The sequence below is a fragment of the Neopusillimonas maritima genome (assembly GCF_003576595.1).
Classification (GTDB): Bacteria; Pseudomonadota; Gammaproteobacteria; order Burkholderiales; family Burkholderiaceae_B; genus Neopusillimonas; species Neopusillimonas maritima.
In genome coordinates, this window is sequence record NZ_NQOU01000003.1 from 285,191 (window position 1) to 309,507 (window position 24,317).

21 protein-coding genes and 1 tRNA gene are annotated in these 24,317 nt (G+C 51.3%); 7 read left to right on the forward strand and 15 right to left on the reverse strand.

Annotated features, from left to right (window positions below):
• Positions 1-61 precede the first annotated feature (61 nt).
• Both CJO09_RS09895 and CJO09_RS09900 read right to left on the reverse strand, forming a co-directional pair.
• On the reverse strand, positions 62-1,267 hold the full coding sequence (locus tag CJO09_RS09895) for an ABC transporter substrate-binding protein (protein ID WP_391523660.1): 1,206 nt from the start codon (positions 1,265-1,267) through the stop codon (positions 62-64).
• A gap of 315 nt (positions 1,268-1,582) precedes the next feature.
• Entirely contained in the window at positions 1,583-2,062 is a 480-nt protein-coding gene (locus CJO09_RS09900; RefSeq protein ID WP_114421070.1) for a MarR family winged helix-turn-helix transcriptional regulator, read from the reverse strand.
• Between the two features lie 117 nt (positions 2,063-2,179).
• Here CJO09_RS09900 and CJO09_RS09905 point away from each other — a divergent pair, with 117 nt between their 5' ends.
• The 5 genes from CJO09_RS09905 to CJO09_RS09925 all read left to right on the forward strand — a co-directional run bounded on the left by CJO09_RS09905 (position 2,180) and on the right by CJO09_RS09925 (position 7,138).
• The gene (locus CJO09_RS09905) at positions 2,180-4,090 is read left to right on the forward strand and encodes an LTA synthase family protein (protein WP_119442194.1); all 1,911 of its coding nucleotides are present in this window, start codon (positions 2,180-2,182) and stop codon (positions 4,088-4,090) included.
• A gap of 55 nt (positions 4,091-4,145) precedes the next feature.
• Positions 4,146-4,222: transfer RNA gene (locus CJO09_RS09910), tRNA-Pro, on the forward strand.
• A gap of 308 nt (positions 4,223-4,530) precedes the next feature.
• Complete coding sequence (locus tag CJO09_RS09915; RefSeq protein ID WP_119442195.1) at positions 4,531-5,538, forward strand: ABC transporter substrate-binding protein; 1,008 nt, start codon at positions 4,531-4,533, stop codon at positions 5,536-5,538.
• Positions 5,539-5,582: 44 nt separating this feature from the next.
• On the forward strand, positions 5,583-6,368 hold the full coding sequence (locus tag CJO09_RS09920) for an ABC transporter ATP-binding protein (RefSeq protein WP_119442196.1): 786 nt from the start codon (positions 5,583-5,585) through the stop codon (positions 6,366-6,368).
• Complete coding sequence (locus CJO09_RS09925; RefSeq protein WP_119442197.1) at positions 6,368-7,138, forward strand: ABC transporter permease; 771 nt, start codon at positions 6,368-6,370, stop codon at positions 7,136-7,138. Before CJO09_RS09920 ends, CJO09_RS09925 begins: the two co-directional genes overlap by 1 nt.
• 203 nt (positions 7,139-7,341) lie before the next feature.
• Here the strand turns inward: CJO09_RS09925 and pstB are convergent, their stop codons facing one another.
• The 5 genes from pstB to ppk1 form a co-directional block, all read right to left on the reverse strand.
• Positions 7,342-8,121: a phosphate ABC transporter ATP-binding protein PstB gene (gene pstB / locus CJO09_RS09930; RefSeq protein ID WP_114421075.1), complete on the reverse strand. Its 780-nt coding sequence runs from the start codon at positions 8,119-8,121 to the stop codon at positions 7,342-7,344.
• Between the two features lie 3 nt (positions 8,122-8,124).
• Positions 8,125-8,988, reverse strand: coding sequence for a phosphate ABC transporter permease PstA (pstA, locus tag CJO09_RS09935; protein WP_114421076.1), 864 nt, complete (start codon positions 8,986-8,988; stop codon positions 8,125-8,127).
• 36 nt (positions 8,989-9,024) lie between these two features.
• A complete protein-coding gene (gene pstC / locus CJO09_RS09940) occupies positions 9,025-9,963 on the reverse strand; it encodes a phosphate ABC transporter permease subunit PstC (protein WP_114421077.1) in 939 nt (312 codons plus the stop codon).
• A 146-nt stretch (positions 9,964-10,109) separates the two neighbouring features.
• A complete protein-coding gene (gene pstS, locus CJO09_RS09945; RefSeq protein ID WP_114421078.1) occupies positions 10,110-11,153 on the reverse strand; it encodes a phosphate ABC transporter substrate-binding protein PstS in 1,044 nt (347 codons plus the stop codon).
• A gap of 103 nt (positions 11,154-11,256) precedes the next feature.
• Positions 11,257-13,341, reverse strand: a complete 2,085-nt coding sequence (gene ppk1 / locus CJO09_RS09950) for a polyphosphate kinase 1 (protein WP_114421079.1) — start codon at positions 13,339-13,341, stop codon at positions 11,257-11,259.
• A 164-nt stretch (positions 13,342-13,505) separates the two neighbouring features.
• Between ppk1 and CJO09_RS09955 the strand changes: the two genes are divergently transcribed.
• The gene (locus CJO09_RS09955) at positions 13,506-14,993 is read left to right on the forward strand and encodes a Ppx/GppA phosphatase family protein (RefSeq protein WP_114421080.1); all 1,488 of its coding nucleotides are present in this window, start codon (positions 13,506-13,508) and stop codon (positions 14,991-14,993) included.
• Between the two features lie 49 nt (positions 14,994-15,042).
• Here CJO09_RS09955 and CJO09_RS09960 read toward each other — a convergent pair whose 3' ends face one another.
• The 5 genes from CJO09_RS09960 to CJO09_RS09980 form a co-directional block, all read right to left on the reverse strand.
• Entirely contained in the window at positions 15,043-15,825 is a 783-nt protein-coding gene (locus CJO09_RS09960) for a GNAT family N-acetyltransferase (protein ID WP_114421081.1), read from the reverse strand.
• Positions 15,826-15,891: 66 nt separating this feature from the next.
• Positions 15,892-17,241, reverse strand: a complete 1,350-nt coding sequence (gene glmM, locus CJO09_RS09965; protein WP_119442198.1) for a phosphoglucosamine mutase — start codon at positions 17,239-17,241, stop codon at positions 15,892-15,894.
• Positions 17,238-18,077 (reverse strand): dihydropteroate synthase, encoded by an 840-nt coding sequence (gene folP, locus CJO09_RS09970; RefSeq protein WP_119442199.1) that lies wholly within the window; start codon positions 18,075-18,077, stop codon positions 17,238-17,240. The genes glmM and folP overlap by 4 nt, the downstream gene beginning before the upstream one ends.
• Positions 18,078-18,098: 21 nt before the next feature.
• The gene (gene ftsH / locus CJO09_RS09975; RefSeq protein ID WP_119442200.1) at positions 18,099-20,015 is read right to left on the reverse strand and encodes an ATP-dependent zinc metalloprotease FtsH; all 1,917 of its coding nucleotides are present in this window, start codon (positions 20,013-20,015) and stop codon (positions 18,099-18,101) included.
• An 87-nt stretch (positions 20,016-20,102) separates the two neighbouring features.
• Positions 20,103-20,759: an RlmE family RNA methyltransferase gene (locus tag CJO09_RS09980; RefSeq protein WP_119442201.1), complete on the reverse strand. Its 657-nt coding sequence runs from the start codon at positions 20,757-20,759 to the stop codon at positions 20,103-20,105.
• Positions 20,760-20,776: 17 nt separating this feature from the next.
• Between CJO09_RS09980 and yhbY the strand changes: the two genes are divergently transcribed.
• Positions 20,777-21,367 (forward strand): ribosome assembly RNA-binding protein YhbY, encoded by a 591-nt coding sequence (yhbY, locus tag CJO09_RS09985; RefSeq protein WP_119442202.1) that lies wholly within the window; start codon positions 20,777-20,779, stop codon positions 21,365-21,367.
• 115 nt (positions 21,368-21,482) lie between these two features.
• Here the strand turns inward: yhbY and greA are convergent, their stop codons facing one another.
• The 3 genes from greA to CJO09_RS10000 form a co-directional block, all read right to left on the reverse strand.
• The gene (greA, locus tag CJO09_RS09990; RefSeq protein ID WP_114421087.1) at positions 21,483-21,959 is read right to left on the reverse strand and encodes a transcription elongation factor GreA; all 477 of its coding nucleotides are present in this window, start codon (positions 21,957-21,959) and stop codon (positions 21,483-21,485) included.
• Between the two features lie 172 nt (positions 21,960-22,131).
• On the reverse strand, positions 22,132-23,457 hold the full coding sequence (locus CJO09_RS09995; RefSeq protein WP_119442203.1) for a solute carrier family 23 protein: 1,326 nt from the start codon (positions 23,455-23,457) through the stop codon (positions 22,132-22,134).
• Between the two features lie 84 nt (positions 23,458-23,541).
• On the reverse strand, positions 23,542-24,303 hold the full coding sequence (locus CJO09_RS10000; protein ID WP_119442204.1) for an SDR family oxidoreductase: 762 nt from the start codon (positions 24,301-24,303) through the stop codon (positions 23,542-23,544).
• Positions 24,304-24,317 lie beyond the last annotated feature (14 nt).

Genomic DNA, 24,317 nt, shown 5'->3' on the forward strand with positions numbered 1-24,317 from the left:
TGATATCCAAAAATTAAAACCTCTGCCACCCAAAAGAGTGACAGAGGTGCACTTCATGACGTTACTCGGAAGCCGAAGCCGGACGTAATTTCTTTACCTCAGCGGCAGGTGGCAACACGTCTTTACCGTCTACATAAACGATGTCAGTCATAATGCCTTTGCCGTCCTTCTTGGCAAGCTTGCCAACATAGGCACCCATGGTGGACTGGTGATCAGCCACACGATATTCAATGGAACCAAAGGGTGACATCAGTTCTAGACCGCGGAAGGCTTTAATCATATCTTCCGTTTCGGTTGAGCCCGCTTTTTTGATCCCCTCAGCCAAAGACATAATGGCGGAATAGCCCACTACGCTTCCCAGGCGGGGGTAGTCATCGAACTTAGCCTGATAAGCGTCAAGGAAAGCCTTGTGCTCGGGCGTGTCGATTGCATACCATGGGTAACCCGTTACCACCCAGCCTTCAGGTGTTTCACTACCCAACGGGTCAAGATACTCGGGCTCGCCCGTTAGCAAGCTGACAACCGGCTTGTCGTCGAAAAAATTACGCTGAGAGCCGGCTCGGACGAACTTGGCCAAATCGGCTGCAAACAGCACATTGAATACAGCCTCGACGTTTGCATCAGATAACGCTTGAACAACGCTTCCGGCATCGACCTTACCCAATGGCGCAGCCTGCTCAGCCACAAACTCAACATCGGGCTGCGCTTCTTTCAAGAGTTTCTTAAAAGTTGCAGCGGCAGACTGGCCGTATTCATAGTTGGGATACACAAGCCCCCAACGCTTTTTGTTCATTTTTACGGCTTCGGGAATCAATGCGGCAACTTGCATATAAGTTGAAGGACGCAAACGGAACGTGTAGCGGTTGCCGTTTTCCCAGACAATTTTGTCGGTTAGCGGCTCAGCAGCCAAAAAGAAGGTTTCCTTTTGCTTGGCGAAGTCGGTAACCGCCAAACCAATATGCGAAAGAAAAGTACCCGTAAGTACATCAACCTGGTCTCGGGAGATAAGTTCTTCCGCAACGCGAACAGCGTCACCAGTCGTTGCGTTATCGTCCTTAATGACCAACTCGACTTTCTTGCCGTTCAAGCCGCCCGACTCGTTAATTTGCTCAATTGCGAGTTCCATACCATTTTTGTAGGGACCCAAGAACGCGGGTTGCGCTTTATAACTATTCAGTTCGCCAATTTTAATGACGTCCTCGGCGGCTGCTGCAGTTGACACCGCCGCGCCCAAGGTTAACGCCATAAGTGAAGAATAAAATTTCATGCCTTTCATATTAGATTTCCTGTTTTACGCACGTTTTGGTAAGAAATAACGAAATACACCTAAACCGTGCCGTTGCTAGAATCAAGCACGCTTTTAAAGTGTACACATCGAAATTTACTGCGTAAAGACAGTAGGCACTAGGGATAAACCCTTGATTTATAAAAGTTCACATTTAGGGATAAGCACCTGTAAGAAAAGCACCTTAACCCCTAAAACACCTAGTAACAATAGAGTGAGCACTCAATAAATTAAACAAACAAATAGAGCGTGTACACTCAAAAAAAATAGAAATTTCCTGCAAAAATCGATTCAAAGTCAGTCGTCGTCACCGTCGGTTTCACACATCTTGTTTAAAAGGTAAACCAACGCGAGCCTCTCAGCAGGATTGAATCCATTAAATGTTTTTTCGGTAATCTCAAACGCAAACGGCACCATGGTTCCCACCAAATCCATGCCAACGGGGGTCAGTGAAACCAGCACTTTTCGACGGTCTACATCATCGTGACGAACGGCAATCAACTTACGCGCCTTCAAACGATCAATAACGCCGCGCACCGTTGCCTGATCGATAGCCGTGCGTTTTACAATTTCGCTAAGCGAGCACGCGCCCGAATCTTTCACTGCACACAGCACCACAAACTGTGCAGCTGTTAACTGCGTGTCCGGTATGGTTTGTTGAAAAAGCGCAATATGGCGCTGATAGGCACGTCGGAGCAAATGCCCCACTTGCTCGGAAAAATCATAACGCGCGACCAACGTGTCGGCAGACGATTGCGGATCATTCTTATCAGCCATTTTTCAACCTAAAAAACTATCGATTACAAAACCACTCACTAGTGTTAAGGTGGCCCTTCACGAACACGTGTTCCTACTATATATTACGCCACGTTAAAAAATAGCCGCACCCTTCCTATGCTTCAACTCACACTCGTATTTATTCTGGCCAGCTTCATGCTACTGACGGTCAGTAGGCTTTTATTGGCGGGCTGGCAATGGCGACGCGTTCAGAAAGCAGGTGGCTTACTGCCGATACTGATTGGTGGTTTGCGTATCGACGCCCACCAAATTGCCATTCTGGCCGGCATACCCCTGTTAGCGTCATTCTGGCTGGGCGACACACCATTCGCGCTGCATATCGCCGAATGGTGGTTCCAATTGGCCTGGCTTTTACTGGGGTTTCTTGAGTTAGCAACCCCCCAGTTCATTACCGAATACGACTCGCGCCCGAACCGTTTATTTGTTGAGTACCTGGAGCATCCCAAAGAAGTATTCGGCATGCTTTGGAAAGGCTACAAAGCCGTTATTATCTGTGCGCTTGCCCTTTTGGGCGTGCTTGGTTGGGTGGGGCACCTGCTGTTTGGCCATGCAACCCCCGACCTACCTCTGCCTGTGTGGCAGGCAGCGCTACTCACACTGGTATCGGCCTGCATTATTTTTCTAGCTATTCGAGGGACTCTGCGCCACCGCCCCATTAACCCATCAACCGTCGCCTACTGCGGAGACAGCCTCTTAAACACACTGCCGTTAAACTCTTTGTATAACGTAATTTATGCCATTTACAGCAAAAAAAATGAGCGTTCGGCAGCCGATGTCTACGGCAATCTCGACCCCAGCGAAATATTAGATATCGTTCGAGAAAGTGCGCATATTGACGGTGAAACATTAACCCGCTCCATCCCTACCCTGCACAAACAAATCGCCGACCGACCGGAACCAAGCCGGCTCAAAAATATTGTCATTATTGTGGAGGAAAGCCTGGGTGCGCAGTATGTCGCCAACCTTGGCGGGCAAAAACTCACTCCAAATATCGACCAGCTTGCCGGTACGGCCTGGAACTTCACACGAGCTTATGCCACCGGTACACGGTCCGTACGCGGACTTGAGGCAATCTCGGCCGGCTTTCCCCCAACATTATCCGACGCAGCGTTGCGCCTGCCGGGAGCACAAAGCCGCTTCTTTACGCTTGCACAGTTACTCAAACAATACGGCTATCACTCACGTTTCGTTTATGGGGGGGAAGCGCATTTCGACAACATGAAAAGCTTCTTCCTGGGCAACGGCTTCGATTCATTGCACGAGCGTGAAAGCTTCAATAACCCCGCTTTTATCGGTACTTGGGGCGCTTCCGATGAAGATATGTTTAACAAAGTGCACAGTTTGCTCAACACGCCCTCAGATCAGCCCAGCCTCACCTTGGCTTTCACAGTCAGTAATCACTCACCTTGGGAATACCCTGCGGGTCGAATCGACGTTCAGGGAGACCCTGCTACGGTTGAAAACACGGTTCGCTATTCCGATTGGGCGCTTGGTGCGTTTTTCGAACGGGCAAAAGAAAGCACCTATTGGGATAACACCCTGTTCCTGATTGTGGCCGACCACGACGCCAGAGTGGGCGGCGAACAATTAATTCCATTGAAACACTTTCACATTCCTGCCTTGATACTGGGCTGCGACGTTCAACCGTGCAACGACGCACGCATTATCAGCCAAATCGACCTTGCCCCCACCCTGCTATCGTTGGCAGGCATTTCGTCTGAACACCCGATGATAGGACATGATTTGACGAAACCAACGGGCGGCGGACGCGCCATGATGCAATTTTCAGACAATTATGGCTACCTGAAAGGTGATCAGCTTCTGGTTCTGGAACCGCACCGACCCATTCGTCAGTTTACCTATCACGCGCCCGATACCTACACTGCCGAAACGGTTCAGCACACGTTGGCACAAGAAGCGCTGGCACATGTGCTTTGGCCCGACTGGGCCTATCGACACCAGGAATACACGCTTCCCCATTTGCAAGCCAGGGTCGCTTATGAATAGGCACTCGTCTTCGAAATGACAAGCCATACAGAATGTGTCATAATCGCATTCTTTTCGGGGCGTAGCGCAGCCTGGTAGCGCATCTGGTTTGGGACCAGAGGGTCGCGAGTTCGAATCCCGCCGCCCCGACCATTATTCAGTAAAAAGGGCTCGTATGATTTTCATTCATACGAGCCCTTTTTGCGTTCTCTTTCATCCCCTTGCCTTGGAAAATATGTTGCATTGCACATTTTGTCTGACAGACTTCATTCCAAGCTGTCAGACAGATTAGTTCAAGAACGGCGAAAAATTATTTATGCTTAAAAAATTTCACTCTGAAACCCGCATTTTTAAAGGGCTTCAACAGAAATGGGGGAAACTACCAAGAAGCATTGCGTCATAGTTTTGAATACTATTGAACTGAATCAAAACAATCAATTCGTTAACTACCGGAGAGAAGTATGCGTTTAAGCCGTTTTATTGCATCTGCACTCATTGCCCTGAGCTCCAGCGCTGCGTTCGCGGAAACCGATATCCGTTTCGCCCTCGATTGGCGATTTGAAGGGCCGGCCACACCATTTTTTGTGGCAATTGACAAAGGCTATTATGAAGCCGAAGGCCTGAACGTCACCATCGACCCGGGTGCCAGCTCGGTTGAGCCAATCAACCGCGTTGCAACCGACACTTATCAAATGGGTTTTGCCGATATCAATTCTCTTATCAAATATCGCGACAACCCCCAAAACCCACCCGTTAAAGCCGTCATGATGGTTTACGACGCACCGGCGTTTTCCATCGTTACGCTGAAAGACAAAGGCATTAACAAACCCAAAGACCTTGAAGGGAAAATACTCGGCGCCCCCGCCCCTGATGGAGCCTATGCACAATGGCCGATTTTTGTCGATGCCAACGGCATCGACGCCTCGAAGGTACAAATTGAAAATATCGGCTTCCCCGTGCGCGAACCCATGCTGGCACAAGGGCGCGTCGACGCCATCACGGGTTTTTGGTTTTCGTCTTTCATGAATCTGAAGGCTAACGGCGTAAAAGACGAAGATATCGTAGTCATGTTGCTGGCCGACTATGGAGTCGACCTTTACGGAAACGCCATCATGGCCAATCCGGAGTTTGCCAAAAACAACCCCGAAGCGGTGAAAGGCTTTTTACGCGCAACCATCAAAGGTATTCAAGACACCATTAACGACCCTGAAGCCTCAATTGATTCACTCATGAAACGCAACGCCATCGCCAACCGCGACGTCGAGCTTCAACGCCTGAAAATGGCACTCGAACGCAACTTCGTTACGCCCGACGTTAAAGCGAATGGATTGGGTGCTATTGATAAAGCCCGTATGGATAAAGCCATCGACCAAATCGGCCTGACATTCGACTACACCAACAAACCCACTACTGAAGAAATATTTACAGCCGAATACCTTCCTCCCAAAGAAGAGCGCATGGTCAAGTAAAGCGAAAACAACACTAAATAACAAGTATCAGGAAGGAGATGTGCATGACCGAAGCACTGGTCGAACTTGAAAACATCTCAATGGCTTATGGCAAAGGCAGTGAAGCCGTCAAAGCCATTGAAGATGTCACTTTATCAATCAGGAAAGGGGAATTCATTGCAGTTGTTGGGCCCTCGGGCTGTGGGAAAAGCTCATTAATGAAGCTTATTTCAGGCTTGCACCCACCCTTAACCGGCAAACTCACAGTCGAAGGAAAGCCTGTAGATGGCCCACTCAAATCGGTGGGAATGGCCTTCCAGGCAAGCAATCTGTTGCCCTGGCGTAATTGTGTCGACAACATTCTATTGCCGCTTGAAATTGTACGACCTTACCGCAATCAAATCTCATCGAAACGCGCCGAATTCAAAGAAAAAGCAGTCAATTTGCTGAACTCGGTTGGGTTAACGGGTTTTACCGAAAAGTTCCCATGGGAACTTTCGGGGGGGATGCAGCAGCGTGCGTCTATTTGCCGGGCGCTTATTCACGAGCCTGATATCCTCATGCTCGATGAACCATTCGGTGCACTTGATGCGTTTACCCGAGAAGAGCTCTGGTGCGCACTGCGCGACATCCAGCAAGACCGCAAAGTCACGGTCATGCTGGTAACCCACGACCTTCGCGAAGCAGTGTTCCTGGCCGACACGGTTTATGTCATGTCGAACCGCCCGGGCAAAATCGTAAAGAAATGTGAAATAGCCCTCCCTCGTCCGCGCGACCTCGAGGTGACCTATACACAGGAATTTCAAGATATTGTCCATGAGTTACGATCCATGATCGGAGGGAAACACTAATGCGACGTGAAGATCTCTTCCGCAACACCGTGCCGCCCACCCTCTTCACAATCGCCCTGTTCGTGATCTGGGAAATTGTATGTAGAGGATGGAATATTCCACTCACTATTTTGCCCGCACCATCCGATATTTTCATTGCGTTATGGCAATATCGCGCCCCCATCGCCGACAATTCCTGGGTAACACTCTGGACAACCCTGGTGGGCTTCTTATTGGCAACAGGCGGCGGCTTGCTGCTGGGTATTGTCGTCGGGTGGAATAAAAACCTTTATACGGCAATCTACCCGGTTCTGGTCGGGTTCAACTCGGTCCCAAAAGTGGCCGTCGTGCCTATTCTAATCCTGTGGTTCGGTTTGGGTGAACTACCCGCCATTATTACCGCTTTCCTCATTTCATTTTTCCCCATCGTGGTCAACGTTGCTACCGGCCTGGCAACCACCAGCCCGGAACTCGAAGACGTTTTGCGCGCACTGGGCGCTTCAAAAATGGACATCATGAAGAAAGTAAGCATCCCGGGTGCATTGCCCTACTTTTTCGGCTCACTCAAAGTGGCTATTACGCTTGCGTTTGTCGGGGCAGTGGTATCGGAAACAGTTGGGGCAAACAAAGGTCTCGGTAAGCTCATGCTCGACGCACAGGCGGCTTTTCAGGTGCAAATTGTTTTTGCCTGCTTGCTGGTACTGGCTTTCCTGGGCATTGTCCTGTATGCCGTTACCGCCATCGTTGAAAAACGGTTCACAGGCTGGGCATTCCGGGGGCAAAATCGTTAAATTAACGATCGGACCGATCTTGAAATCACAATTTTTCGATTACCCATAATAAAACTAGTCGATCGAAAATAACCACTGCATCACCTTAGCCCCGCAATAAGCGGGGCTTTTTTCTGGTGAACAAACCTAATGAAGCGTTCGTACAAATTTCTTGTTGTCTTTATGATTCTACTGGTTAGCGCCATGACAGGCGGCTCGCGACTTCACCCGAAACGCCCGGTAATATAGTCTTCCGTTTCCTTGCGCTGGGGCTTCACGAAAATGCTGTCTGTGTCGCCAAACTCCATCAGCTCGCCCAAATACATATAGGCAGTGTAATCGGAGCAGCGTGCAGCCTGCTGCATATTGTGCGTAACAATCACCACAGTATAGTCCGCCTTCAACTCACTAATAAGCTCTTCGATTTTGGCCGTGGAAATAGGGTCGAGCGCAGAGCAAGGTTCGTCAAGCAATAAAATTTCAGGCTTAATCGCAACACCGCGAGCAATACACAAACGCTGTTGCTGCCCGCCCGACAACCCATTCCCACTTTGGTGCAGTTTATCTTTCACTTCCGGCCACAATGCCGCTTTAGTCAATGCCCACTCAACGCGCTCTTCCATTTCACCTTTGCTCAGCTTTTCGAATAAACGAACACCGAAAGCAATATTATCGAAGATACTCATGGGAAATGGCGTGGGTTTCTGGAAAACCATCCCGATTTTGGCACGTATTAGCGAAATATCCATGGTCGACGTCAGAATGTTTTCGCCATCCAGATTAATCTCGCCTTCAGCGCGCTGCCCTGGGTATAGCTCAAACATGCGATTGAAAGTGCGCAATAACGTTGACTTTCCGCAACCCGATGGGCCAATAAAAGCTGTGACCTTATTTTCCATAATGGAAAGGTTAACGTCGCGAATTGCCTGAAAATCACCGTAATAAAAGCTTAAATTCTTAACATCAAGCTTGATTCGATTAGCTGAAGGGTTCTGTGTTTGCATGAGTTATTTTTTCCGGAAAAGTACGCGCGCAAGAATATTGATACCCAAGACCAAGAGCGTGATCAAAACCGCTCCGGCCCATGCAAGGTCGTTCCAATCTTGAAATGGGCTGGCTGCATATTGAAAAATCACAACCGGCAAATTGGCCATCGGCGCGTTCATATTCAGAGACATAAATTGATTATTCAGCGCAGTAAACAGCAGCGGCGCTGTTTCACCGGAAATACGCGCAATTGCCAACAGAATGCCCGTAATCATGCCCGACCGGGCTGCGCGATAGCTGATCAAAGTAATAATTTTCCACTGCGGGCAACCCAAGGCCGCAGCGGCTTCACGCAGACTGTTAGGCACCAGACTCAACATATTGTCAGTTGACCGCACAACAACCGGAATCACAAGAATGGCCAAGGCGCATGCACCTGCCCAACCCGAATAATGCCCAACTTGCGCAACATAAATGGCATAAATGAACAAACCAATCACAATTGAAGGCGCAGAAAGCAACACATCATTTAGAAAACGAGTGGCCGGCGCCAACCAACCGGTTTTACCGTATTCAGCAAGATAAGTACCGGCCAAAATACCAATAGGTGTACCAATAAGCGTGCCGAAAAACGCCATTAATACGCTGCCGATAATGGCGTTCAGCAACCCGCCTGCCGCACCAGGCGGGGGAGTAGGCTGTGTTAATAAAGTCAACGACAACGCGCCGCCGCCTTTCACGATTAAGGTGTAAATAATCCAGAACAGCCAAAACAAACCAAACGCAAGCGCGCTCAGCGCCAACGCCAACATCAGCTTATTTACAAGCCGCCGCCTTTTGAAGACCGGATTCTGCAGCGTTACGGTTGAATCAGTATTGAACATAGCGAATTTTGTTTGCGTTATTGCGTGAATGGAGAGTTAGTGCGCCACACCGTCATTTCTGCCAAGACGCGACAACAACAATTTGGAAAACGCCAGCACGACGGTGGTGATCAGGAACAAAATCAACCCTAGTTCAAGCAGGGCAGACTTTTGCATCCCCCCTGCCTCATTAAATTCGTTGGCCAGTGCCGATGCAATTGAGTTGGACGGCGCAAACAATGACTCCGGCAAATTGAAAGAATTACCAATCACAAATGTCACCGCCATGGTTTCACCCAAAGCGCGCCCCAGCCCCAGCATAATTCCACCCACAACCCCATGTTTGGTATAGGGCAAAATAACTTTCCACACCACTTCCCACGTAGTGCCGCCCAATCCATACGCAGACTCTTTCAACAAAGGGGGAACCAATTCAAATACATCTCGCATCACAGCCGAGATGAAAGGAATAATCATGATCGAAAGAATCAGGCCTGCGGTGAACACGCCAATACCAAACGGCGGCCCGGCAAACAACTGCCCTAGAACCGGAATAGGCTCGAAAAAGGCAATAAGTCCGGGTTGCACATAAGACTGGAATATCGGCACGAAAACAAACAGACCCCACATCCCGTAAATAATGGAAGGGATCGCAGCCAGCATTTCAATTGCCGTCCCTAAGGGTCGTTTTAGCCAATTAGGCGCCAGTTCCGTTAAGAACATGGCAATGCCGAACGAAATTGGTACGGCAATAATGAGCGCGATCACCGAGGTTAACAATGTACCGACAATGGGAACCAGCGCGCCGTAGCTATCCTCAACAGGGTTCCAGTCATTCGTCCAGAGGAAGCTGAAACCGTATTCGGAAATAGACTGTCGGCTCCCATAAATAAGCGACACCATAATGGCCGCAAGCAAAATGAACACTAAAAACGCAAACGTTCGCGTCAGGTTCTTAAACAACAGGTCCATTAAGCCGGATGAAAGCGTTTTCATATTGAGTATGCCGGGTTGCGAGCCAGAATTTTTGCAGTGTACGCCGAATTTTACATAACAAGACGATGCGGCTTTGGGCCGCATCGTCTTCACTGGTCAGGCTGTTTGCATCTTGACAGCAGCAGCCGTTAACCAGTTAATGCCGTTTACTTCCAAATCGTCGAACCGTCTTCAGCTTTAATTTCGGTTTTCCATGCCTGGGCAATTTGATCGGTTACTGCTTTGGGCAGAGGCACATAATCAAGCTCTTTGGCCATTCCTGCACCTTCAGCAAATGCCCAGTTGAAGAACTTCAATACTTCCGCCGCGGTTTCAGGATTGGCCTGTACCTTGTGCATCAGAATGAAAGAAGCCGACGTAACGGGCCAGGAATCTGCACCCGGTTCGTTAGTTAAAACAACCCCCATGCCGGGCGCACTTTTCCAGTCTGCATTGGCTGCGGCCGCTGCAAACGCTTCTTGCGAAGGCTGTACATATTTGCCGTCACGGTTCTGCAAAGCAGTCCAAGACAAACCGTTTTGTTTCGCGTAGGCATACTCGACGTACCCAATTGAGTTCTTCAACTGGCGAACATAAGCGGCAACGCCTTCGTTACCTTTACCACCCTGGCCGGTAGGCCATTTAACGGCTTTACCTTCACCAACCGTCTCTTTCCACTGTGGGGAAACTTTCGACAGGTAGTTTGTCCAGCCGAACGTGGTGCCGGAGCCGTCGGAGCGGTGAACCACAATAATCGACGCAGACGGCAGTTTCACATCGGGGTTAATCGCTTTGATCGCCTCGTCATCCCACTTTGTGATTTTGCCCAGGAAAATGTTCGCCAAGACTTCGGGCGTGAGCTTTAATTGACCTGGCTCAATCCCTTCCACGTTGATCACTGGAACCGTACCGCCAATAATGGCGGGAAACTGGAAAAGATTGTGCTCTTTGAGCAGCTCTGCCTTCATCGGGTCGTCGGAAGCACCGAAGTCAACCGTTTTGGCAATAATCTGTTGCTGACCGCCACCCGAGCCAATCGACTGGTAATTCACACGGTTGCCCGTCACTTCCTGATACTTGGCTGCCCACTTGGCATAGATTGGATAGGGGAAAGAAGCGCCGGCGCCTGTGATATCGGCTGCCTGAGCGGCCAAAGAGGCAGCGCCAATGGCGATACCAAAAGAAACTTGTTTTAGAACACGTTTAAACATCGAGTAGTCCTCTTGAACTGTTTAACAATTTACACAGGCACACCCTGCATAAACAACATGCTAAACAGCCAATATGACATGTTCGTGACAGACGGGCGGTTTTTTACTTGTCGAGCAATTCCATGAGTTTTTTCTGCATATTTACCGCGCGCCCCCGCCCCTTGACCTTTTGGTATGCGCCATTCGGAAGCGCCCGCCATGCCAGTTGGTTATCACGCATGGCCCAACTGAACGATTCGCTAATAACGCGTTTTTTCAAGACCTTATCAAGCACCGGGAACCCCACCTCAACCCGGCGGAAAAAATTGCGGTCCATCCAGTCGGCGGAGGACAAATAAACATGCTCGACACCATTATCGTAAAAATAAAATACCCGTGAATGTTCGAGAAAACGCCCCACAATAGACCGTAATCGGATATTTTCCGACAACCCCGGCACGCCGGCGCGCAATGCACACGCCCCCCGAACAACCAAATCCACCTTCACGCCGGCCTGGCTTGCCTGGTAAAGCGCATCAATCACCTGACGCTCCAGCAACGAATTCATTTTCGCCTTAATACTGGCTTTTCGACCGGCTTTAGCGTGCTCTGCTTCGCGTTGAATCAGGGCAATGACAGTGTCATGCAATGTAAAGGGCGACTGTAAAAGCAACTGCAACGGGCGACGCGACCCCAACCCGGTTAACAATGAAAAGACTTTATCCATGTCTTCGCACATCCGCGGGTTTGCAGTCAGCAACCCGAAATCGGTATACAAGCGCGTCGTGCGCATATGGTAATTGCCGGTACCCAAGTGTCCGTAGCGCCTTATATGACCCTTTTCCCGGCGCAGTACGAGCGCCATTTTGGCGTGCGTCTTGTGGCCTACCACCCCATAACTCACGTGCGCCCCAACCTCTTCCAAACGGGATGCCCAGTTAATATTGGTCTGCTCATCGAAGCGCGCCATGAGTTCGACAACAACCGTCACTTCCTTCCCCGCCTTGGCGGCGGCCAGAAGAACCGCCATCAATTCGGAGTCCTCCCCCGTTCGGTAAATAGTTTGTTTGATGGCGACAACATCCGGGTCGCGCGCCGCCGCCACCAAAAAATCCAGAACGGGCTGAAAAGATTGATAAGGGTGGTGCAGCAAGTAGTCTTTTTTCCCGATAATGTCGAAAATTACCGAAGGATGGTGGGAAATATCGGCAAAAGGCGACGGCACCCTTGGACGATAGTCGGGAAAAAACAATTCAGGGCGATCGACCAGGTTACATACCTGCATGAGGCGGGATAAATTAACCGGCCCATTCACTTTATAAGTGTCGTGAGGCTCAAGCAAAAACTCTTGCTGCAGGAACGCCACCAGCTTTTGCGGTATGACATGATCAACCTCAAGACGAACCGCAGCCCCGAAATTGCGCTGCGACAACTCCCCTTGAAGCGCAAGGCGCAAGTTGGTAATTTCTTCCTCATCGACAAAAAGATCGCTGTTACGCGTTACGCGCCACTGGTAACAACCGCTAACCTCAAGCCCGGGGAATAGCTCTCCCACGAACTCACTGATCAGGGTTGAAAGCAAAATGAAACCATGCGGTATACCCGCCACTTCCGGCGGCATTCTAATCACGCGGGGCAGCGCGCGCGGCGCCTGCACAATGGCAATATGGCCTGGTCGACCAAACGCATCTTCACCCGACAGCGCAACAATAAAATTCAAACTTTTGTTGAACACACGCGGAAAAGGGTGTGCCGGGTCGAGCCCAATAGGCGTAAGCAGCGGCATCACGTCGCGCATAAAAATCTCATGGGCCCACAGCCGCTGCTCTTCGGTCCAGCGCAACGGATCGGTCAGGCCTATCCCTTCTTTAGCCAGCTTCGGAAGAATTTGATTGGTTAAGAGACTATATTGCTTTTCAACCAACTGCCGCGTGGCAAGCTGAACGCGATCAAACGCTTCGCCCGGCGTGTAACCGTCGGGCCCAACCATATGCGCGTTGCGGGCCAGTTGCTCTTTAAGGCTCGAAATCCGAATTTCAAAAAACTCATCGAGATTCGAACTGACAATGCAAACATAACGCAGACGTTCCAGCAAAGGGGTCGAATCATACTCAGCCATCGCCAACACGCGCTCATTGAACTTAAGTAAGGACAATTCACGATTAAGCAGCGCAGGCTGCATCGGTGACGCAGGAACGATCGACGGCATACGGTTTCCGGATAAAAAAAGACGATGATGTCACTTATACGACATCTATTTGACACGATTATGACAACCGCCTCGTAGACATTCAAGCGATTCACCGGTAATTTAGAACGCAACTATCGCAACACTATTTATAATTTACGCTTAAATAACCAAAACTCGGGTTTATGGATCACTTACTTGCGGCCGTCGATCTCGGTTCAAACAGCTTCCGGCTCTCTATAGGCCGCGTCGTGCAACAAGACAATATCGCGCATATTTACGCCGTTGACCGACTGAAAGAGTCGGTACGTCTGGCCGCCGGCTTGGGGCCCGACAATCGACTCGACAATGCATCCATAGAACGCGCCCTTACCATTCTGCGGCGCTACGGGGAACGACTGAAAGGGTTTGATCCTGATCGTGTGCGCGCCGTGGCCACCAGCACCTTCCGGGTTGCCCGCAATGTTGATGAAATATTGCCGCGCGCCGAAGAAGCATTGGGTTTTCCCATTGAAGTGATTTCAGGGCAAGAGGAAGCGCGGCTTATTTTCTCGGGCGTCGCGAACGAGCTGCCGCCTTCCGACAATAAACGCCTGGTTATCGACATCGGCGGGGGTTCAACCGAAGTCATTATTGGAAAAAGCTTTGAACCCATGCAATTGTCTTCATTGCTCATGGGCTGCGTGAGTTACACACAAAAATATTTTCCCGACGGCATCGTGTCGGGCGAACGGATGGACAAAGCCGTGCTGGCCGCACGACGCGAATTCGAAGGCGTGGCCAAACGATTTCGGAAAATGGGCTGGCAAGAGGCCTACGGCTCGTCGGGCACTGCGAAAGGTTTGTTTGCCGTATTAACCGACTCACACATGTCACGGCAAGGTATTACTCTCGACGGCCTGGAAAAACTGCGCCGAAAATTGGTGGAAGATCGCCAGGTTATTGTAGAAGAGCTACCTGGCTTGAAAGAGTCCCGCGCAGCTGTTCTGCCCGGCGGGCTGGCCATTATGCTGGCGGCATTTTACGAACTGGGAATTGAGACCATGATGCAGGGCGAAGGCGCCTTGCGGGTGGGGGTACTGTACGATCTTCTGGGGCGCGAATCAAAACACGACAAACGCGACGAAACCGTTCGCCAGTTTATGCGTCGCTATCATATCGACCAAGGTCAGGCCACACGGGTCAGGGCCTGTGCGCTCCATTTATTCAATGCGATTCCGGTTAACAAAGAAGAAAAAGAGGATTTGCAAAAATGGCTGGGTTGGGCGGCAGACCTGCACGAACTGGGAATGTCCATTACTGCAGAGGACTATCACAAACACGGTGCTTATATCCTCAAACATGCAGACATGCCGGGCTTTTCCACAGATGAACAGGCTATTATTTCCTGGTTTACGTTAGGGCACTCAGGGAAACTTAGAAAACTGAAAACCTATCGCCCTACTTGGGGTCAATGGGTTGCTCTGCTTTGCATGAGGCTATCTGCATTATTAATGCGGCCCCGGGAGAATCTGGGCCGGATACCGTTAAGCCTGATGGTTAAAGGCCGCGCATTAACCATTACGATTAATGCCGCCTGGCTTAAGGCGCATCCGCTCACCGAATATTCTTTACAGAATGAAGTAAATGAATGGGAAAAAACCGGATTTAAAATTATTTTAGCGGCTCAGTAAGCTCCGGCAAACTTAAACCCTGCAACTCAAAGCTGCAGCACGCAATATACTAATCGAGCCCAAAATGTTTGCGATATCGTTCATCAAGCCGGTTCATATCGAGCAAAACAGGAAAGTCGGCCGTATTAAAATCGGGATCCCAGGCCGGCTCGCCGCAAATCGTGGCTCCCAGCTTCAGATAACCTTTGATGAGCGGTGGAATACGCGCCGGCAGAGAACTGTTCAATCGCTCAACCGGATAACAATGGCGTGGCACAACCCTGGGCACCTCTGGGCGTTCATTTAACATTTTGCAGGCTGTACGCCACACTTCCGCTGCAGTAACGCCATCGTCGCGTAAACTCACGCTGGCACAACCCAACATATAGCGTAGCCCCTGTTGTTTCATCAGAGTGGCGATACCCGACCACAACAACATGATGACCGATCCGTTCCGATAGTCGGCGTGGATGCAAGAGCGCCCCACCTCTGCCATATCGGACCGTAAAGACGCGAGCGTTGAAATATCAAACTCTGATTCAGAGTAGTAGCCACCCGCCTTGGCAACATTGGTGGGCGGAAGAAACCGATATGTACCAACCACACGGCCTGTATTGATTTCTTTCACCATGACGTGTTCGCACCAGGGGTCATAACGATCTGCATCGAGACCGTCGACCGCGTCGGGAAACACTGCGTTCATTTCTTCGGTAAATACCTTGTACCTAAGCCGCTGAATCGCCTCCAGCTCTTCATTGGTGCGGGCCAGACCCATAACCAAGCCCTCTACGGGTGATTTAGGCCATACGGCAGCGGTATCGACAGTTGCGTTCACACGCACAAGCTCTAGCATAGATATCACTCCACAAACACACCACGGATTATGTACGCCTAATATTTCAGCACTTTGATATTTACGTTACTGCTTTGTTAAATTCACTGCAACCAATTCTCGCACACATTGCTCGGCCAAGTCAGCCTCCTCAGCCTCAACCATTAAACGCAACTTCGGCTCGGTTCCGGAGGCCCTGATCAAAACCCGCCCGCGCTCACCCAACTTCTCCTCGACTCGCGCACGCGCCGCTAGCAAGCCGGCGTGTTTTTCCCAGTCAATACCCGGCTCAAGCCCCACATTCACCATTTTTTGCGGGTACATATACAAGCCGGCCACCAATTCGGGCAAATCCAGGCCAGTTTTGCGTATCGCCGTTAATACCTGCAGAGCGGCAATAATGCCATCTCCCGTAGTGTGACAGTCGAGGCTGAGCAGATGGCCGGAACTTTCACCCCCGTAAAGCCAACCCTTTTGCTGCATCAGTTCAAGCACATAACGATCACCGACGTTGGCGCGCGCAAAACCGACACCCAATGCCTGCATTTGCTTCTCAAAACCCAGGTTTGTCATGAGCGTACCCACAACGCCCGCCACTGGACCGTTAGCCAAACGACCTTTCACCAAAACATAAAGCAACTCATCACCGTTGTAGACGCGACCGTTGGCATCAACCATTTGTAAACGATCGGCGTCTCCGTCTAGTGCAATGCCCAGGTCGGCCCCTTCTTCACGCACGGTGCAAGCCAGATTTTCGGGATGCAATGCGCCCACACCCTCATTAATATTGAATCCATCGGGTTGGCAACCGATTTCCACTACTTCGGCACCGAGTTCACGAAACACGTGCGGCGCAATATGATAGGCCGCTCCGTGGGCTGCGTCGACAACCAAACGCAAGCCCGACAAGTCGAGATGATTGGGAAACGTGCTTTTGCAAAATTCAATATAGCGTCCTGCAGCGTCCTCGACGCGTCGGGCTCGACCCAACGATTCCGAACTGACACACCCAAGCTCACCGTCGATGGCCGCCTCGATCTCAGACTCAATTGCGTCGGGCAACTTCATGCCATAGGCTGAAAAAAACTTGATGCCGTTGTCATGATAAGGATTATGCGACGCGCTAATAACGATACCGGCCGTCAGGCGCAAAGCACGTGTCAGATAAGCAACTGCGGGGGTTGGAACCGGCCCAGCCAAAAGGACATCGACCCCGGCAGCCGATAACCCAGCTTCAAGTGCAGATTCAAGCATATACCCGGAGATACGAGTATCTTTACCGATAATAACGGTTGGCCGCCCTCGACCATGCGTATGATGACGCGTCAACACCTGTCCGGCGGCAAAACCCAGCTTCAACGCGAAATAGGGATTAATCGTTGCCCCACCCACAACACCACGAACGCCGTCCGTACCAAAGTATTTTCTTTGACTCATTCTTCTATTCCATTTTCTACCGCCTGCCACACCTTAATGGCATCCAGCGTAAGCGCAACATCGTGTACCCGTACTATTTTCGCACCTCTGGCAATACCCGCCAAGGCACCGGCCACACTGCCCCCCAGACGATCACGCGCCTCACGACCGGTAACATGCCCGATCATCGATTTGCGGGATAAGGCCACCACCAATGGATAATCGCCAAACTGCAATTCAGCAACCCTGCGTAACAACGCATAGTTTTGCGCGGCTGTTTTACCAAACCCAAATCCAGGGTCAATCACCACTCTGGAGGGGCTCACGCCTGCGGTCTGCAATGCCTCTACCCGCTCCACCAGGAAAGTACGGATATCCGCCACAACGTCATCGTAACGGGGCGCGCTTTGCATCGTTCGTGGCTCGCCCTGCATGTGCATGACGCACAAACCACAATTGGAATCGGTTACGACCTCAATCGCACCCGGCTGCCGGAACCCATAAATATCGTTGATCATGTCTGCCCCGGCTTGCAAAGCGCGTTGCATGACAAGCGGCTTGAACGTGTCAACGGAAATCGGCACATTATGCGGCCTGAGCGCTTCAATGACAGGCAATAGGCGTTGAAGCTCTTGTTCCACATCGACGGGTTGCGCCCCAGGGCGGGTGGATTCGGCTCCGATGTCAATAATATCGGCCCCTTCATCGATCAGGCGACGCGCATGGGCAATGGCCCTGTCTGTTTGGAAATGTAATGAACCATCCGAAAAAGAATCCGGCGTGATGTTCAGGATACCCATAACAAGCGGGCGCTTGAACGTTAGTTCAAAGCGCCCGCACAACAATGTTGAATTCATTCGTAAGACAAAAAATAAGGTCTAAGCAGGATTGGTTGCCGTATCGGAGCCACCTTCTTTATTATCAGAGGCCGACACCCCCTCGGAAGGCGTACTGCCTGAAGACGAATCGTCGGAGGACTCATCCAAACCTTTGGGAGGCCGAGGCGGACGACCAGACATAATGTCGTCGATTTGATCGGCATCGATGGTTTCCCACTCCAGCAGTGCTTTGGTCATGGCTTCCATTTTGTCGCGGTTACCTTCGATAATGTCGCGCGCAACCGTGTACTGCTGATCAATGATATTACGAATTTCCTGATCAACCTTTTGCATGGTGGACTCAGACACATGCGTTGTTTTCGTTACGCTGCGCCCCAAAAAGACTTCACCTTCATTCTCGGCGTACACCATAGGCCCAAGAGATTCAGTCATGCCGTAACGTGTCACGATGTCGCGTGCGATGGCCGTTGCCCGCTCGAAGTCGTTCGATGCGCCCGTCGTCATTTGATTCATGAACACTTCTTCAGCAATACGCCCCCCGAACAACACCGCAATGGTATTCAGCAGACGCTCCTTGTCCATACTATAGCGATCACCTTCAGGCAACTGCATGGTGACGCCCAATGCACGACCGTGTGGAATGATAGTAACTTTATGGACCGGATCTGTTTTGGGTAACGAACGCGCCACCAGCGCATGGCCGGACTCGTGATAAGCCGTATTACGCCGCTCTTCTTCCGGCATGACAAGACCGCGACGTTCAGCGCCCATAATGATCTTGTCTTTGGCTTTCTCGAAGTCTTGCATGTCAACGGTTCGACCACTTCGCCGTGCCGCAAATAGCGCAGCCTCATTCACCAGGTTAGCCAAATCCGCACCGGAAAACCCGGGTGTGCCGCGCGCCAGCACATGGGCGTCGACGTTGGTTGAAAGCGGTACTTTACGCATGTGCACTTTCAAAATTTGTTCACGGCCACGAATATCCGGCAGGCCCACTACAACCTGACGGTCGAAACGGCCGGGACGCAATAACGCCGGGTCGAGCACATCGGGACGGTTAGTGGCGGCAATAACCAAAACACCCTGCCCGGTCTCAAAGCCGTCCATTTCAACCAGCAATTGGTTCAAGGTTTGTTCGCGCTCGTCGTTACCGCCGCCCAAACCTGCACCGCGTTGACGACCCACGGCATCGATTTCATCAATGAAAATAATGCAAGGGGCCTGCTTCTTGGCGTTTTCGAACATGTCGCGAACGCGTGCGGCGCCCACGCCAACGAACATCTCAACGAAATCCGAACCGGAAATACTGAAAAACGGTACTTTCGCCTCGCCGGCAATTGCCTTGGCCAACAAAGTTTTACCGGTACCCGGCGACCCGACAAGCAGAACGCCGCGTGGAATACGCCCGCCCAGACGCTGAAACTTGGTTGGGTCGCGCAGGAAATCAACCAATTCTTTAACGTCTTCCTTGGCTTCGTCGCAGCCCGCCACATCGGCAAACGTAATATTGTTGGTGTTTTCGTCCATCATGCGGGCACGTGATTTACCGAAACTGAACGCACCACCCTTGCCGCCACCTTGCATTTGGCGCATGAAGAAAATCCATACCGCGATTAACAACAGCATGGGGAACCAGGAGATAAACACACTGGCAAGGAACGAGGGCTCTTCCCGGGCTTTGCCGGAAACCTGCACACCCGACTTGACCAGCTCCGGCACCATCCAGAGATCACCCGGGGAGGTTAATGTGTAAGGACGACCGGATTCAGGCGTCACGTGTAGCGTGTCCCCCTGGATATCCACCTTGGAAATACGCCCAGCCCGGGCGTCATCCATGAACTGGGTATATGTGACGGTTTCAGACGTGGTCACACGACCATCGAACTGCTTAAAAACCGTAAACAGCACCAGTGCAATCACCATCCAGATTGCGACTTTGGAAAACGAGTTGTTCAACGCCAACCTCCTGAAAATACCCGGCCAGACAAAACTGACAGAAATCTGACCAACCGCTGATAAGCCATTCTAACCTGTCCGACGGTTTTATGGGAAAACCCTGATACCCGTAGACTTAAGACGCTGTCCGACAAGAAAAGTTTCTGAAGACTTATCGCGCGACGCCTTGGGTTTGCGCTCTACCACACGTACAAAGTGTTGTTTGAACATCTGGACGATTTGAGAAAACCCACTGCCGTGAAACGCCTTCACAATAAGCGTCCCATCAGGCTTTAGATGATTCATCGAAAATTCAAGCGCCAACTCACAAACATGCTGGATACGTGCGGAATCTGCCGCCCCTACACCCGATAAGTTGGGGGCCATGTCGGAAATAACAAGGTCAACCTTCGAACCTCCCAGCATTTCCTCAAGCTGACCAAGCACACTTTCCTCACGAAAGTCTCCCTGAATAAACTCCACCCCGGCAATGGGCTCCATGGGTAATAGATCTAATGCGATAATACGCCCATCGACTCGCCCACCGGCTCCAAGCAATCGCTCGCGTACAACCTGCGACCAACTGCCCGGTGTTGCACCCAGGTCAACCACAACGTCACCCTTACGCAACAGTTTTTCGGTGTCCAGTATTTCGGTTAATTTGTATGCCGCGCGTGCGCGATAGCCCTTTTGTTGCGCCATTTTCACAAAAGGGTCGTTAATATGCTGGTGAACCCAGTTTTTCGAGAATTTTTTCTTCGCCATTCCCTTACAATCTCTTTATGCCGAAATTAGAACTTACTTCGCAAGAACGCAGCGCACTTCGCGCCCGCGCCCACCCTTTGCGCCCCGTCGTTTTACTTGGCGACAAGGGCCTCACCGAGGCTGTCATCAAGGAAATCGACCGTAATCTTACCGCGCACCAGCTTATTAAAGTAAAAGCTGCCGGTGAAGACCGCGACTCCCGTCAGGAAATGCTTGACACTTTATGTGAAACCTTATCGTGTGCACCCGTCCACCATTTGGGCAAAACATTAATTCTGTATCGCCCCAATGAGTCGGAATTGGCCGCTCAAGCTGCCGATTTACAGACCCGCGCCGTGCGCAGGGCATCGGAACCTCACACACCCAAAAAACTGGCCGCATCGGGCATCACCCGCACCCGCAAAGGCGAAATCGCAAAGCGTGCAGCCCGTAAAACAGAGCGTCTTGAAGAAGCCGCTCCGCAAGCGCGAAGAGCAATGTCAATGGAAGGCCTGCAAAAACCCGGTATGCGTAAAGTTGCCGGCTCACATGGCATTCCCAAACGATCCGGCAGCGCGCTGTCTTTGAAAGCCGGTGCCCGGCGGCGCCTGAGCACCAGAAGCCGTTAAGCCTTGTATTGCAGCCTTCTAAAAACAAAAGCCCGTCACGCTTTCGGTGCGGGCCTGCAACAAAATTGCGCCTTCAGGCGCTTGCCTGACGCATGAGTAACGCCGGACTGACTAATCAGACGTAGCTGATCGACAAGACTTCGTACTCACGCACACCCGAGGGCGCCTGAACCTCAACAACATCGCCTTCCGAACGACCAATTATTGCACGAGCGACCGGACTGGAAATAGAGATGCGATTTTCGCGGATATCCGCCTCAATATCACCCACAATCTGATAGCGGACCCGTTTCCCTGATTCCAGGTCCTCGATTTCCACAGTTGCGCCGAATACCGCCTTGCCCTCGCTATCAAGTGTCGAGGGGTCAATAACTTGCGCATTCGACAAGGTTCCTTCCAACTCTTTGATACGACCTTCCACAAACGCCTGCCGTTCACGCGCAGCATCGTACTCGGCGTTCTCCGACAAATCGCCTTGAGCACGTGCTTCGGCAATGGCATTAATTACCTCGGGCCGTTCCACGGTTTTCAATCGATGTAATTCTTGTTGTAAGCGCTCAACACCGCTTACTGTCAACGGAATCGCAGACATAATGCTTCCTGAATAAAGTAAAAAGACGCCCCGAGAGGAGCGCCGGATTGATCACAACAATGTTGTGGAGACAAAGCAAATCCCCGGATCGAAGAACCGGGGATCTGGGGTTATTGTCGGCAAAGTTCAGATAAAAAGCAAGTCATTAGGTTAAACGAATTAAAACTAATGGTTATAGCGATTTTCCACGACTGCCAATTCGTAACAGCGCATACAGAATAATCGCGCCGAATGTAGCCGTACCGATGCCGTCCAGGCGGAACGCACCCAACTGAAGCCCAAAATTACCGGCGCCCAGTACCAACGTAACCGATGCCACAATCAAATTACGATTATTGGTGAAGTCAACCTGATTAACCACCCAGATACGAGCACCCGCAATGGCAATGAGCCCAAAAACCACAATTGACATGCCACCCAGGACCGGCCCTGGAATTAATTGGATCAACGCACCAAACTTGGGTGAAAAGCCAAGAAAAATAGCGATTAAAGCCGCAATAACAAAAACCAATGACGCGTAAATACGGGTCACGGTCATGACACCAATATTCTCGGCATAGGTTGTCACGCCTGTTCCCCCAACGGCGCCCGACACCATGGTGGCAACCCCGTCCCCAACGAATGCCCGACCCAGATATTTATCGAGATTCTGGCCGGTCATCGCGCTGACGGCCTTGATATGCCCCAAATTTTCGGCCACAAGAATGATGGCAACCGGGGCAATGACGCTCATGGCGCCAACTTCGAAAACCGGGCTGGAGAATGTGGGCAGGCCGAACCACGCCGCGCTTGCTACACCGCTGAAATCCATTGGGGTACCGAAACCCATGCCGTTAGCCAAAACCCAATACAGAAAACAAGCCAAAAGCAGGCCAACCAGAATAAGCAACCGTTGCGTAACCCCGCGGGTATAGACCGCTACGCCGCCCACGCATAAAACGGTTAGCAGCGCCATGAGCGCTTCGAAAGTGGTACCGCCCATTGCCCCTTTTACGGCAATAGGCGCCAGGTTCAAACCAATGACGGCCACAATGGAGCCGGTAACAACCGGCGGCATCCAATTGTCGATCCAATTGGCGCCGTCGCCGGAACGCGCGTTGACCCACCAAACAATCAGGCCAATAACCGTATACACGACCCCGCAGGCAATAATTGCCCCCAGCGCCACGCCGATATTGGCATTGGGCCCGGCGCCGGCATAGCCGGTTACCGCAATGACCCCACCAATAAATGCAAAACTGGATCCTAAATAACTGGGGACACGCCCGCCCACAAAGAAAAAGAAGATAAGGGTCCCGATACCGGACATAAGAATCGCGACATTGGGATCAAACCCCATTAAAAGCGGCGCAAGAATCGTGGAACCAAACATGGCCACCACGTGCTGTGCGCCCATCGCCACATTCTGAGGCCACGACATGTATTCGTTGGGCTGAACCACCCCTCCCTGAGCATCCGGGCTGACTTTACGCCAGGCTGGGAAATAAGAATCTGACATTGAAATGCCTTTTTAAAGTGTCGTTAATATTGAAATTGATTTACAGTTGGGCGTGAGTTTAAGGGTGTGTCCGCACAACCGCAACTATTCAGATGCCCGCGGCTTGCGCTTTCGCTTCTGGGCCGCCCGGTCATAAAGGAAATTCGGTACTAAACCAAGCATTCGCCCCACCCACGCCATTTGCCAGGGTATAACGCGATAACCGTCGCCCCGCTCAATCGCTTTGGCCGCGCGCTCGGCAAACGCATCAACCGGCATTAAAAACGGCATATGGTAGGGATTATGCGCCGTCATGGGAGTATCAATAAATCCGGGAGCCAACGTAATGACCTTTATCCCGGTGTTGGTGAGCTCTACCCGCAAACTTTCACAATAATTGCGCACGGCGGCCTTTGATGCACTGTAAGCGCCTGCACCCGGCAAACCCCGAACGCCGGCAACACTGCCCACCGCCACCAATCGGCCGTCTGATCTGGCTTTCATGCCGGCAATAAATGGCTCGAATGTCGCCACGGTGGCCATCACATTGGTCTGCATGATGCGCTGAAAGATTTCGAAATCCTCCTCGGCCTCGGTCAGCGTTCCAACACTGATACCCGCCGACGCGATCACGACATCAACCGGCCCAATTGACTGAAAAGCATGCGCGGCCTCATGCAAGGCATCGCGATTGTTTACATCAAGCACATAGGTTTGATGGTATTCGCCCTGAACCGAGTCAATCACCTTTTGAAGCGCATCGGCTCGACGGCCAACCAAACCCAACTCACATCCTTGAGCGGCATAAAAACGGGCGAGCGCGGCACCAATGCCGCTGCTCGCCCCGGTAATGAATACGCGCTTCATTAACCTTGCCCGCC